The 13,206-nt window shown below is 43.0% G+C and carries 9 protein-coding genes and 1 pseudogene; 5 read left to right on the top strand and 5 right to left on the bottom strand.

The window, feature by feature from the left end; translation table 11 throughout:
- Positions 1 to 240: 240 nt before the first annotated feature.
- From SP4011_RS10855 to SP4011_RS10835, 5 genes and pseudogenes are all read right to left on the bottom strand, one after another.
- A pseudogene (locus tag SP4011_RS10855) lies at positions 241 to 1,665 on the bottom strand (IS66 family transposase); the annotation flags it as partial.
- A complete protein-coding gene (locus SP4011_RS10850) occupies positions 1,640 to 1,846 on the bottom strand; it encodes a transposase (RefSeq protein WP_050167145.1) in 207 nt (68 codons plus the stop codon). The pseudogene SP4011_RS10855 and the gene SP4011_RS10850, both read right to left, overlap by 26 nt.
- Positions 1,847 to 1,899: 53 nt before the next feature.
- Positions 1,900 to 2,250 (bottom strand): IS66 family insertion sequence element accessory protein TnpB, encoded by a 351-nt coding sequence (gene tnpB / locus SP4011_RS10845; RefSeq protein WP_023941878.1) that lies wholly within the window; start codon positions 2,248 to 2,250, stop codon positions 1,900 to 1,902.
- Positions 2,231 to 2,416 (bottom strand): hypothetical protein, encoded by a 186-nt coding sequence (locus tag SP4011_RS10840; protein ID WP_119943631.1) that lies wholly within the window; start codon positions 2,414 to 2,416, stop codon positions 2,231 to 2,233. The genes tnpB and SP4011_RS10840 overlap by 20 nt, the downstream gene beginning before the upstream one ends.
- 95 nt (positions 2,417 to 2,511) lie before the next feature.
- A complete protein-coding gene (locus tag SP4011_RS10835; RefSeq protein WP_338619317.1) occupies positions 2,512 to 4,608 on the bottom strand; it encodes a GH92 family glycosyl hydrolase in 2,097 nt (698 codons plus the stop codon).
- Between the two features lie 170 nt (positions 4,609 to 4,778).
- Here SP4011_RS10835 and SP4011_RS10830 point away from each other — a divergent pair, with 170 nt between their 5' ends.
- From SP4011_RS10830 to SP4011_RS10810, 5 genes are all read left to right on the top strand, one after another.
- A complete protein-coding gene (locus SP4011_RS10830) occupies positions 4,779 to 6,059 on the top strand; it encodes a glycoside hydrolase family 125 protein (protein ID WP_138703613.1) in 1,281 nt (426 codons plus the stop codon).
- A 91-nt stretch (positions 6,060 to 6,150) separates the two neighbouring features.
- Positions 6,151 to 8,796, top strand: coding sequence for an alpha-mannosidase (locus SP4011_RS10825; RefSeq protein WP_338619314.1), 2,646 nt, complete (start codon positions 6,151 to 6,153; stop codon positions 8,794 to 8,796).
- Between the two features lie 83 nt (positions 8,797 to 8,879).
- Positions 8,880 to 9,749, top strand: a complete 870-nt coding sequence (locus tag SP4011_RS10820) for an ROK family protein (RefSeq protein WP_338620430.1) — start codon at positions 8,880 to 8,882, stop codon at positions 9,747 to 9,749.
- Entirely contained in the window at positions 9,743 to 11,623 is a 1,881-nt protein-coding gene (locus tag SP4011_RS10815; protein ID WP_338619312.1) for a beta-N-acetylhexosaminidase, read from the top strand. Before SP4011_RS10820 ends, SP4011_RS10815 begins: the two co-directional genes overlap by 7 nt.
- A 784-nt stretch (positions 11,624 to 12,407) precedes the next feature.
- Positions 12,408 to 12,923, top strand: a complete 516-nt coding sequence (locus tag SP4011_RS10810) for a hypothetical protein (RefSeq protein ID WP_050242789.1) — start codon at positions 12,408 to 12,410, stop codon at positions 12,921 to 12,923.
- Positions 12,924 to 13,206 lie beyond the last annotated feature (283 nt).

Genomic DNA, 13,206 nt, shown 5'->3' with positions numbered 1-13,206 from the left:
AGTCGTAAACTAGCTAGAATAGTGATTGAAAGAATGTTGGAAAAACTCAATTTGAGGTGAACATTCAGAAAATCTTTCTCTGATAAAACGCATAATATCAAGCTTTTTAAGGCAAGGTATTATGCGTTTTTATCATTTTGAAACTTTTTCTTCCGTAACGTAACCGTCCAATAACGAAGTCTATTGAAAAATCTCCAGACTAGGGAACTCACGGATAGTTCCTAATCTGGAGATTTCTTATTTGCACTTTTCTTGTACAACTTTATTCCATGGTAAATAAACCTCTAAAACCTCTTTGTTTACGAGAGTTTCCTCGTTTGGAAGACATTCTAGAAGATAGGATAGATATTTTTCACTATTTAGTTGATGACGTTTAGCTGTTTCCAACAAACTCATAATAATAGCTCTTGCTTTAGCTCCTTCAAAACTTTGAGAAAACAACCAATTTTTACGTCCCATAACCAATGATTTAATGGCGCGTTCAGCTAGATTATTGGAAAGGACCAGATGCCCGTCTTTCAAAATGGCCTTAAAGGTTTCTTCATACTTGAGACTGTATTCAATTGCCCTTCCTAGTTTTGAACCAGGTAAAACTGACTGACGCCGACACCAAGCAAAGAAGTCTTCCATTAGGGGTTGGAGCTCTTCTTGACGTTTCTGTAGTCGTTCATCAGCTGGCAAAACTTCCCAGTCTCTTTCCAAGGCAAATAACTGGTCACAATAAGCTAAACCTTTAGCTCCTAAGGATGAGTTATCTGCTTGCTTGGGGGTGGATTCAAAAAACTTCCTTCTCACATGCGCCCAACATCCAACAAGTTCAGCTTCTTCCAGTTGACGATAAGCTTCTAGCGGTTCGCAGTTTACCAAGCTTGGCGTCGCCTTGCTCCTAAACCTTGGACTGCTATCGCATAGGCAGAACTAGAGGACTAAAGTCCTAAGTTACTGCCGCAACATGTCACAATGCACATATCCAGAATAATCTCCTAGGAATTCTTGTACTACTGAACCACTTCGACGCTGATCATGGTGGTACAGCGTGATTCCTTGCTTCTCAGCTTTCCCAGACAAAAAAGTCCAATAGTAGGTCAGATGGCTATCACTCTCTAGCACCCTATAAGAAGTTTCATCCGCATGAAGTAAGGGCTGAGTCAATAGTCTCTCTCGCAAGAGGTTATAGAGGGGCTCCAAATAGTATTGACTCGCCTTGATATGCCAATTAGAGATTTCCTTACGTGTGATTGGTAAACCCATCCTAGCCCAATCTTCTTCTTGGCGATAATTGGGGACCTTCAGATTAAACTTCTGATGGATGGTGTGAGCGATAATAGAAGCTGAGCCAAGGCTATGCGCCAAAGGGGCTTTAGGAATAGGAGCTTTCACAATTTTATCACTCGGATTTTTCTCACTGCATGCTTGGCATTTGTAAGAGTGTTGGATATGATCTATGCGTTTTAATTGCGCAGGAATAAAGACTAATTCTTGGCCTTGAAGACTCGCTCCAATCTCTTTTAGCTCTCCCTGACAGTCAGGGCAAATGCAATCCTCTAAGCGATGATGAACTTCTTCTGAATCGAATTGGGCAAGAAGAGCTTGACGTTTCCCTTTAGCTTTCTTACGTTTATAGGTGATTTCTTCTCTTTCAACTGGGAACATCTCCATCTTCATCAGATGAAACTTCCTCCTCAAAAAGGCTGACTTGTCCAGATGGACAAACACTTTTCTCAGAGGATTTTCCATAGAGCTTTTGCGTTAGATAAGCCACTTGTTCACGCAGAAGGGCAAGTTCATTGGTGAGACTATCAATTGTAGCACTCTGTTGTTGAATGATTTTTAATAAGTCTTTCATCATCTTCCCTCTCTGTTTTCTAACTTTATTATACTAAAAAGAAAATCCTCATTTCAATAGAAATCACGACTTTCTGATGAATTTATTTTTGGAGTGATAGAAAAGCCCTTCATCAGCCAGTCTACTTGTTCAGGTGTGAGAGCTTTGACATCCTTTTCTGTACTTGGCCAAGTCAACTTACCGTTCTCAAAGCGTTTATATAGTAGCCAAAATCCTTGACCATCCCAGTAAAGAGCTTTAAAGCGGTCTTTACGTCCACCACAAAAGAGAAAGACTTGACCTGAGAAAGGATCCAATTCAAAGTGGGTTTTAATGAGATAAGCCAGTGAATCAATTCCCTGCCTCATATCCGTTTTCCCACATACGAGATAGACCTGCCCTAGGCTAGATAGATGAATTGTCATAGAGCAACACCTTATCCAAAAGCTCTTCTATCATTTCGAGATTGAGAGATTGAAAAAAACTTACTTCAAGCTTGCAAATACGAATTTTAAGTAGAATATCATTTCTCTTTTTAGAATCAAAACGACGAGATTGTGGAATCTCTACAGGAACAATAGGTTGTGGCATTAAAATATCCTCCAATAGTTTTACTTTACTAATAGTATACAGGAGGTCTTCCATGAAGGATAGATACCTTGTTATGACGCGCTTACTTTTGTATTTCAGGAAGTGGACGGCTGACTTGGTAACCAGCTGAGGGTGAAAGTTAGTTGTTCAGCTTTTAAGAGGTCTTGGTGTTGAAGGCTAGTTATAGAGGTCTTATCTAGTAGACATTCTTCGACAAAGTTAAAATGGCTGTGGTTTTGCTCAGTATGAATATCTAGCCATTTATTTTCTTTAGCTAGGTAAATACGGAGGTGATTAAAGAGAGGGATTCCGAGATCATAGTTTGGTTTGCCTGGACAGGTCGGATAAAATCCGAGAGCTGACCAGATGTACCAGGCCGAGAGACTACCATTGTCTTCATCGCCAGGATAGGCTTGCCAGCTTGGGTGAAAGGCTTTTTGACGTAAGGTCTTGATAAGAAGGGCAGTGTAGTCAGGGTAGTTACTGTAACGGAAGAGATAAGGAATGTGGAAGCTAGGCTGGTTGGAAATGGCTATTTGTCCAAAAGGAGCAGTAGCCATTTCGCTCATTTCGTGAATTTCGTAACCATAGCCTGTTGTCTCAAAGAGGGGAGCATCTTGACAGATTTTCAAAAGATAGTTGCTGAAGGCTTCTTTTCCACCCATAAGTTGGATTAAATCTGGGATGTCGTGGAGAACGCCTAAAGTTGCTTGGATGGCTGAACATTCGGCATAGTCGCGTCCCCAACTATAAGGAGAGAAGTCAGGACGGAAGTTGCCTCGATTGTCTCGCGCTCGCATGTAACCTGTCTCAGCATCAAATAGATGGCGGTAATTTTGTGAAGCGGTTTTATAAGTTTCTGAGATGTTTGTTTTTCCTAGTTTCTCAGCACAGCTGGCGATACAAAAGTCGCTATAGGCATAGTCTAGGGTATGGCTGACGCTTTCGTGGTGGTCGGTAGAGAGGTAGCCTAGTTCTTGGTATTGGGCTAGTCCGTGACGACCATTGATGCCGAGAGGGTCGGCCTTGCTGGCTGTTTCAAGCATGGCTTGGAGGAGTTCTTCTTCCAAGTCGGGAGCCATGTCCTTGCAGGCGCTATCTGCGATAATGCCATCTAACAGGGTACCTGGCATCATACCCCGTTCATCTGGAGCTAGCCATTTTGGAAGGAATCCAGTGTCGCGGTAGTTATTGAGAAAGCCTTCTAAAAAGAGACGATAATGCTCTGGTATGACAAGGGCAAAGAGGGGGAAGGTGGTGCGGAAGGTATCCCAGAAGCCATTGTTGCTAAAGAGGACACCGGGCTTGACAGTGCCAGTGGCCAGATCCATGTGGATGGCTTGCCCTGATTCATCAATCTCATAAAAAGTTTGAGGAAATAGGAAGAGTCTGTAGAGGCAGTGGTCAAAGAAGGTTCTATCAGCCTCTCCTGTCTCTATAATGTCAAAACGATGGAGGAGATTTTCCCAATCCGCTTGGGCACTTGATTTACAGTTATCAAAATCTTCTTGAGGTAGATTAAGCAGTGCTTGAGAAGGAGAGATGAAAGAAGTCGCTAGCTGAATCTCGGTTTGACTACTTGCTAAGTCAATTCTCCAGTCTTCACCTTCTTGGCTGACAGCAAGAATATCCGTGTTCATTTGCAGGGCTGTGAACATCGTTAGTGGATTTTTGTTGGTCTCAGTTTTTCCTTCTTGTCGTAGGGCAAGAGTTCGCTTATCTACTTGCTCTACTGTCAGTTCATCTGCTGCGTGAAGATAGAGGGAGAGGGCTTTGCCTTGTTTTTGCTCCAAACGAATAGAAGCACCGTAGCAAGTCGGTGTAAGCTGGCTTTCAATCTGATAGCGCAGGGAGAAAATTTTCAGATAATGAGGTTGGAAAGAGGCCTTATCCATATCATAAGAAGACTGGCGGTGAAAGAGACTGTCTCCACCTAGTTGGCCTGTGACAGGTGTCAGAAGGAGCCAAGAATAGTCCCCAATCCAAGGACTGGGCTGGTGGGTCAATCGAATTCCCTGAAAGATGGGCAGATGCGGATCGAAAAACCAAGCTCCCTCCTGATCACTGGTCTGGGGTACAAAGTAATTCATCCCAAAAGGAAGGCCTGTGTATGGCAGGGTATTTCCCCGAGAAAAGGCATGCTTGCTGGCAGTTCCAAAGCGGGTATCGATGGTTTCAAGTAGTGGTTTCATAGTCTTTCCTTTAGCTGTTTTTCTACATTATATCAGAAAAAGATAGCCTTTAGAAAAGGAGCTTCAAAGATAACTATTTTGTAGAAAAATGACTATCATTTGTGTATGTATTTTCTGTCTCAAAAGCTATATACTGAAAATGAAACTTGTTTGAAAGAGGATACTGCACGATGATTTATTCGAAAGAAATTGTTAGAGAATGGCTAGATGAAGTGGCAGAGCGGGCTAAGGACCATCCAGAGTGGGTGGATGTTTTCGAGCGTTGCTACACCGACACCTTGGACAATACGGTTGAAATCCTAGAAGATGGTTCAACCTTTGTCTTGACTGGGGATATTCCTGCTATGTGGCTTCGGGATTCGACAGCCCAACTCAGACCCTACCTGCATGTGGCTAAAAGAGATCCCCTCCTGCGTCAGACCATTGCAGGTTTGGTAAAACGTCAGATGACCTTGGTACTCAAGGATCCTTATGCCAATTCCTTTAACATTGAGGAAAACTGGAAGGGGCACCACGAGACCGACCACACAGACCTTAATGGCTGGATTTGGGAACGCAAGTATGAGGTGGACTCGCTTTGCTATCCTTTGCAGTTGGCTTATCTCCTCTGGAAAGAGACTGGCGAGACTAGTCAGTTTGATGAGACTTTTGTCGCAGCGACTAAGGAAATTCTCCATCTTTGGACGGTAGAACAAGACCACAAGAACTCTCCTTATCGTTTTGTTCGTGATACCGATCGTAAGGAAGACACCTTGGTAAATGATGGCTTTGGACCTGATTTTGCAGTGACAGGCATGACTTGGTCAGCCTTTCGTCCGAGTGATGACTGTTGTCAGTATAGTTACTTGATTCCGTCAAATATGTTTGCTGTAGTAGTCTTGGGTTATGTGCAAGAGATCTTTGCAGAATTAAACCTAGCTGATAGCCAGAGTGTTATCACAGACGCTAAGCGTCTTCAGGCTGAAATCCAAGAAGGAATTGAAAATTACGCCTACACAAGCAATAGCAAGGGCGAAAAGATTTATGCCTTTGAAGTGGATGGTCTAGGAAATGCTAGCATCATGGATGATCCAAACGTACCAAGTTTGTTGGCTGCGCCTTATCTGGGCTACTGCGATGTTAACGATGAGGTTTATCAAGCAACTCGTCGTACCATTCTGAGCCCTGAAAATCCCTACTTCTACCGAGGAGAATATGCTAGCGGTCTCGGAAGTTCTCATACCTTCTATCGCTATATCTGGCCAATAGCTCTGTCTATCCAAGGCCTGACAACAAGAGATAAGGCAGAGAAGAAATTCTTGCTGGATCAGCTAGTTGCTTGCGATGGTGGTACAGGTGTTATGCACGAAAGCTTCCACGTGGATGACCCAACTCTTTATTCTCGTGAATGGTTCTCTTGGGCCAACATGATGTTCTGTGAGTTGGTCTTGGATTACTTGGATATCCGCTAAGGAGCGCGCTTTAGCGCAACTGATTCTTGGAAAGAATCACAAATTCACATTTAAAACGTTAAAATTTAAATTTAGAATGAGGTTTTACTTCATGGAAAATGTTGTTGTACATATTATCTCACATAGTCACTGGGACCGTGAGTGGTACTTGCCTTTTGAAAGCCACCGTATGCAGTTGGTGGAATTGTTTGACAATCTTTTTGATCTCTTTGAAAATGACCCTGAGTTCAAGAGTTTCCACTTGGATGGACAAACTATTGTCCTCGACGACTACTTGCAAATTCGCCCTGAAAATCGTGACAAAGTTCAACGCTACATTGACGAAGGAAAATTGAAAATTGGTCCCTTTTACATTTTGCAGGATGACTATTTGATTTCAAGTGAAGCCAATGTTCGCAATACTCTTATTGGTCAGCAAGAAGCTGCCAAATGGGGTAAATCTACTCAAATTGGTTACTTCCCAGATACCTTTGGAAATATGGGGCAAGCGCCTCAAATCCTTCAAAAATCAGGCATTCACGTGGCAGCCTTTGGTCGTGGTGTGAAACCGATTGGATTTGATAACCAAGTCCTCGAAGATGAGCAGTTTACTTCCCAGTTTTCAGAAATGTACTGGCAAGGTGCAGATGGTAGTCGAGTGCTTGGTATCCTCTTTGCCAACTGGTATAGCAATGGGAATGAAATTCCAGTTGATAAAGACGAGGCCTTGACCTTCTGGAAACAAAAACTGGCAGATGTGCGTGCCTACGCTTCGACTAACCAATGGTTGATGATGAACGGATGTGACCACCAGCCTGTACAGAAAAATCTGAGCGAAGCCATTCGTGTGGCAAATGAACTCTTCCCAGATGTGACCTTTGTTCACAGTTCCTTTGATGAATATGTCCAAGCCGTGGAAAGTGCCCTACCGGAGCAATTATCAACGGTTACAGGTGAGTTGACCAGTCAGGAAACAGACGGCTGGTACACACTTGCCAACACTTCTTCATCTCGTATTTATCTCAAACAATCCTTCCAAGAAAATAGCAACCTCCTAGAGCAAGTTGTAGAACCCTTGACAATTATCACTGGGGGTCATAACCACAAGGACCAGTTGACCTATGCTTGGAAAACTCTTTTGCAGAATGCGCCGCATGATAGCATCTGTGGCTGTAGCGTGGACGAAGTTCACCGAGAGATGGAAACTCGTTTTGCCAAGGTCAACCAAGTAGGAAACTTTGTTAAGAGCAATCTTCTTAACGAATGGAAGGGTAAAATCGCTACAGCTAAGGCTCAAAGTGATTATCTCTTTACTGTCATTAACACAGGCTTGCATGATAAGGTCGATACTGTCAGCACAGTGATTGATGTGGCGACTTGTGATTTCAAGGAATTGCACCCAACAGAAGGTTACAAGAAGATGGCTGCTCTTACCTTGCCAAGTTACCGTGTGGAGGACTTAGATGGGCGTCCTGTAGAGGCTAAAATCGAGGATCTTGGGGCTAATTTTGAGTACGATTTACCAAAAGACAAGTTTCGCCAAGCTCGTATCGCTCGACAAGTGCGCGTGACCATTCCAGTTCACCTAGCGCCGCTTTCTTGGACAACTTTCCAATTGCTGGAAGGAGAGCAAGAACACCGTGAGGGTATTTACCAAAACGGAGTGATTGATACACCATTCGTAACGGTGAGTGTGGATGACACTATCACAGTTTATGACAAGACAACTCACGAAGCCTACGAAGATTTTATCCGCTTCGAAGACCGTGGTGACATCGGAAACGAGTATATCTATTTCCAACCAAAAGGAACAGAGCCAATCTATGCAGAGCTTAAGAGCTACGAGGTCTTGGAAAACACAGCTCGCTACGCTAAGATTTTGCTCAAACATGAATTGACTGTGCCTGTCAGTGCCGATGAAAAGCTAGAAGAAGAGCAAAAAGGCATCATCGAGTTTATGAAGCGTGAAGCTGGACGGTCAGAAGAATTGACAAGCATTCCTCTGGAAACTGAGTTGACTGTCTTCGTTGACAATCCACAAATTCGTTGCAAGACTCGCTTTACCAACACTGCCAAAGACCACCGTATCCGTCTCTTGGTCAAGACTCATAACACGCGTCCAAGCAATGATTCTGAAAGCATCTATGAGGTGGTGACACGACCAAACAAACCAGCTGCTTCATGGGAAAATCCTGAAAATCCTCAACACCAACAAGCCTTTGTTAGTCTGTATGATGATGAAAAAGGTGTGACTGTATCCAACAAGGGATTGAATGAATACGAAATCCTTGGAGACGACACCATTGCAGTGACTATTCTGCGTGCGTCAGGTGAGCTAGGTGACTGGGGTTACTTCCCAACACCAGAAGCACAATGCTTGCGTGAGTTTGAAGTCGAGTTTGCACTTGAATGCCACCAAGCCCAAGAACGCTTCTCAGCCTATCGTCGTGCTAAAGCCTTGCAGACACCATTTACCAGCCTTCAGCTTGCTAAACAAGAAGGAAGCGTGGCTACGACTGGTAGCCTCTTGAGCCATTCTGTTCTCAACATACCGCAAATCTGTCCAACAGCCTTTAAGGTAGCTGAAAATGAAGAAGGCTATGTTCTTCGTTACTACAATATGTGTAGTGAAAATGTATGTATACCGGAAAGTCAACATCTCTTCCTTGACCTACTTGAACGACCATACCCAGTTCATTCAGGACTATTGGCTCCACAAGAGATTCGTACAGAATTCATCAAAAAAGAAGAAATTTAATTTCAAAAAGTAAACATCAAAAGAAAGGAGGGGCGAAAAGGTAAGAACTAACTGCTGATTTGCCCCTTTTTATGGTAAAAACAATGACCATTGCAACGATTGATATCGGAGGGACTGGGATTAAGTTTGCCAGTCTGACTCCTGATGGGAAAATACTGAATAAGACAAGCATTCCAACGCCTGAAAGTTTGGAGGATTTACTAGCTTGGTTAGACCAGCGCTTGCCAGAGCAGGATTACAGCGGGATTGCTATGAGCGTTCCAGGCGCGGTCAATCAAGAGACAGGTGTGATTGATGGCTTCAGTGCGGTGCCCTACATCCATGGCTTTTCGTGGTATGAGGCGCTTAGCTCTTATCAGATTCCTGTCCATCTGGAAAATGATGCCAACTGCGTTGGACTCAGTGAATTACTGGCTCATCCAGAACTTGAAAATGCAGCCTGTGTCGTGATTGGGACAGGGATTGGCGGAGCTATGATTATCAATGGCAGACTGCACCGAGGTCGCCACGGTCTGGGTGGAGAATTTGGCTACATGACAACCCTTGCCCCTGCTGAAAAACTCAATAACTGGTCGCAACTAGCATCAACTGGGAATATGGTACGCTACGTGATTGAAAAATCTGGTCAGACTGATTGGGACGGTCGCAAAATTTACCAAGAGGCCGAAGCAGGAAATGACCTTTGCCAAGAAGCCATTGAGCGCATGAACCGTAATCTGGCTCAAGGCTTGCTCAATATCCAGTATCTCATCGATCCAGATGTCATTAGCCTGGGAGGCTCTATCAGTCAAAATCCAGATTTTATTCAAGGTGTCAAGAAGGCTGTAGATGACTTTGTCGATACTTACGAAGAATATACGGTCGCACCTGTCATCCAAGCCTGCACCTATCATGCAGATGCCAATCTCTACGGTGCCCTTGTCAACTGGCTACAGGAGGAAAATCAATGGTAATTTTTACAGGAATTAGCAGTAAACAACATCAAGCTATAGAGTTGCTTCAAAAGCACATTTCTCTACCAGATGTAGAAGTAGCTGTCGCCCAATCTGATCAAGCCTCTATCTCTATCAAGGGTGAGGGTGGTCACTATCAATTGACCTACCGCAAACCCCACCAACTTTATCGTGCCTTGTCCTTGTTGGTAACAGCTCTAGCAGAAGGTGACAAGGTAGAGATTGAGGAACAAGCAGCTTATGAAGATTTAGCCTATATGGCAGACTGTTCTCGAAATGCGGTGCTAAATGTGACTTCTGCCAAGCAGATGATTGAGGTCTTGGCTCTCATGGGCTACTCAATCTTTGAGCTTTACATGGAAGACACCTACCAGATTGAAGGACAGCCTTACTTTGGCTATTTCCGTGGAGCCTACTCAGCTGAGGAGTTGCAGGAAATCGAAGCCTATGCCCAACAGTTTGACATGACCTTTGTGCCTTGCATTCAGACCTTGGCCCACTTGTCGGCCTTCGTCAAATGGGGTGTCAAGGAAGTGCAAGAACTCCGTGATGTAGAGGACATTCTCCTCATTGGCGAAGAAAAGGTTTATGACCTGATTGACGGCATGTTTGCTACTCTATCTAAACTGAGGACTCGCAAGGTCAATATCGGGATGGACGAAGCCCACTTGGTTGGCTTGGGACGTTACTTGATATTGAACGGTGTTGTGGACCGTAGTCTCCTTATGTGCCAACACTTGGAGCGCGTGCTGGATATTGCTGATAAATATGGTTTCCACTGCCAGATGTGGAGCGATATGTTCTTTAAACTTATGTCAGCAGATGGTCAGTACGACCGCGACGTGGAAATTCCAGAAGAAACTCGTGTCTACCTAGACCGTCTCAAAGACCGTGTGACCTTGGTTTACTGGGATTATTACCAGGATAGCGAGGAAAAATACAATCGCAACTTCCGCAACCACCACAGGATTAGCCATGACCTTGCATTTGCAGGGGGAGCTTGGAAGTGGATTGGCTTTACACCTCACAACCATTTCAGCCGTCTAGTGGCTATCGAGGCCAATAAAGCCTGCCGTGCCAATGACATCAAAGAAGTCATTGTAACGGGTTGGGGGGACAATGGTGGTGAAACAGCCCAGTTTTCTATCCTACCAAGTCTGCAAATCTGGGCAGAACTCAGCTACCGCAATGACCTAGACCGTTTGTCTGCTCACTTTCAGACCAATACAGGTCTATCGGTTGAAGATTTTATGCAGCTTGACCTTGCCAACCTCTTGCCAGATCTACCAGAAAATCTCAGTGGCATCAATCCCAACCGCTATGTCTTTTATCAGGATGTTCTCTGTCCGATCCTTGACCGGCACATGACACCTGAACAGGACAAACCACACTTTGCTCAGGCTGCTGAGATGCTTGCTGATATTAAAGAAAAAGCTGGCAACTATGCCTACCTCTTTGAAACTCAGGCCCAGTTGAATGCTATTTTAAGTAGCAAAGTCGATGTGGGACGACACATTCGTCAAGCCTATCAAGCAGATGATAAAGAAAGTCTGCAAGAAATCGCAAGACAAGAATTACCAGAACTCAGAAGCCAAATTGAAGACTTCCATGCCCTCTTTAGCCATCAATGGCTGAAGGAAAACAAGGTCTTTGGTTTGGATACAGTTGACATCCGTATGGGCGGACTCTTGCAACGCATCAAGCGAGCAGAAAGCCGTATCGAGGCTTATCTGGCTGGTCAGCTTGACCGCATCGACGAACTAGAAGTGGAAATCCTGCCATTTAACGACTTCTACGCAGACAAGGGCTTCGCAGCCACAACAGCCAACCAATGGCATACCATTGCGACAGCTTCAACGATTTACACGACCTAAAACAAGAACACCTTGCTTGGCGCAGGGTGTTTCGCGTGAAACAGAAGAATTATCTAGTTTCAAATGCCACAGTTAGACAAACTTATGATAAAATAGCAGAAAGGGAATGTTTCCTAAGAGCAATTCTATCGATTAGCAATTGGAGGTATTGTGGTACACTTAAAATTAGTAAAACAAGTGTTTTTTTTGTGATGGTTTCAGATAAGAGAGTTTTTTAATACTCAATGAAAATCAAAGAGCAAACTAGGAAGCTAGCTGTAGGTTGCTCAAAACACTGTTTTGAGGTTTCAGATGGAAGCTGAGGAGGTTTGAAGAGATTTTCGAAGAGTATAAATTTGTTGAGCGTGTAGCTAATACGTATCAAGTCTGGTAGATTGAGAAAACTTGACAAAAAATTAGATAGTGCTAGAATAACATTAACGAAAGACATTTGAGGGCAGAAAGATTCCTGTCACACCTTGCAAAAGGGTATCTGAGATTCTGGGTACACCGACCAGCCAAAGGGTCCGTTATTTCAAAGGAGGGGCTTAAATGCTCCTTTTTTATTTAAAAATTTCAAAATAGATTACACTCACCGCAGGCTTAGGCTTGCGTTTTTTTGTTTGACAAAATTAAAAAAATGTGTAAGAATAAGTAGAATTGAAAACAGGAAAACTCACCTCCTTTCGATTCGTCTAGCCTTTTCGTGAGGCAATGAGGGGGCGGAGAGACGCGCTCGTCAACAGAAGTATCTCATTGGAAATGTTGCTCACTTTTTAGTGAGCTTTTTATCTAGGGAATAGAAATGAAAAGCAAAAAATTAAAATTAGGTCAAATTGATTTAAAAATGTGCAAGGATTACGACCTTATTCAAGCGATGGACTATGACTTTAAGACGAAGGAAGTAATGAATAAAGGAAGGGGATTTGCGGTAACTGTTGTCAAAATACAGGGGCTAACTTTCTTGATTCCATTTAGAAGTTACATTCCTAAAAAGTATCAATTGAAGTATAAGCTTAGAAATTCAGCAAAAGAAGGATATGTTGAAGGATTAGATATTGGTAAAACATTGATTTTAGAAGATAAAAGTTATTTACTAAATACCACTTTTCGCCTTCGGAAAGTCGAAGATTATTATAAAGTAATGGATAATGATAAAGCTATAATCAATAAGTTAGTGAAAGCTATTATAGACTATAACCGTGCTTTAGAAATGAACGATAGAAACAAACTTGAAGATCCTAAACGCTTTAAATTCTCAACATTCCAGAATTATTCTACTAGATTAAGAGTCATAACAGAAAAAGACTATTTAGAATAGATAATGTTTCCGCAGGCTTAGGCTTGTGTTTTTTTATAGTAGATTGAAATAAGATTTGAACAAATTGATTAGGAAAGTCAAATTAATTTCTAGAAATGTTTTAGTAGTCGTAGTGTACTGTTCTAGTTCCAATCCACTCTATTCTTCAAAAAAGCCCGATTTTATGGGGTTTTAATTCTGATAAAATCCGATAATTTCGGCATGATAAGGTGAGGTAGTTATTGTCTTAATGCTCAGTTACGTTCTGGAAATCGCTAGAATTTTTTCAAAAAAGCCCGTAATA

The sequence above is a fragment of the Streptococcus parapneumoniae genome, assembly GCF_037076355.1.
Lineage (GTDB): Bacteria > Bacillota > Bacilli > Lactobacillales > Streptococcaceae > Streptococcus > Streptococcus parapneumoniae.
Note: the sequence above shows the minus strand (reverse complement) of the source record. Positions and strands in the feature narration are given on the sequence as shown.

Excerpts from the sequence above, each read along its gene's own strand:
- SP4011_RS10830 (WP_138703613.1), top strand. The coding sequence starts at position 4,779 with ATGATTTATTCGAAAGAAATTGTTAGAGAATGGCTAGATGAAGTGGCA.
- SP4011_RS10820 (WP_338620430.1), top strand. The coding sequence starts at position 8,880 with ATGACCATTGCAACGATTGATATCGGAGGGACTGGGATTAAGTTTGCC.
- tnpB (WP_023941878.1), bottom strand. The coding sequence starts at position 2,250 with ATGACAATTCATCTATCTAGCCTAGGGCAGGTCTATCTCGTATGTGGG.
- SP4011_RS10815 (WP_338619312.1), top strand. The coding sequence starts at position 9,743 with ATGGTAATTTTTACAGGAATTAGCAGTAAACAACATCAAGCTATAGAG.
- SP4011_RS10825 (WP_338619314.1), top strand. The coding sequence starts at position 6,151 with ATGGAAAATGTTGTTGTACATATTATCTCACATAGTCACTGGGACCGT.
- SP4011_RS10850 (WP_050167145.1), bottom strand. The coding sequence starts at position 1,846 with ATGAAAGACTTATTAAAAATCATTCAACAACAGAGTGCTACAATTGAT.
- SP4011_RS10835 (WP_338619317.1), bottom strand. The coding sequence starts at position 4,608 with ATGAAACCACTACTTGAAACCATCGATACCCGCTTTGGAACTGCCAGC.
- SP4011_RS10810 (WP_050242789.1), top strand. The coding sequence starts at position 12,408 with ATGAAAAGCAAAAAATTAAAATTAGGTCAAATTGATTTAAAAATGTGC.
- SP4011_RS10840 (WP_119943631.1), bottom strand. The coding sequence starts at position 2,416 with ATGCCACAACCTATTGTTCCTGTAGAGATTCCACAATCTCGTCGTTTT.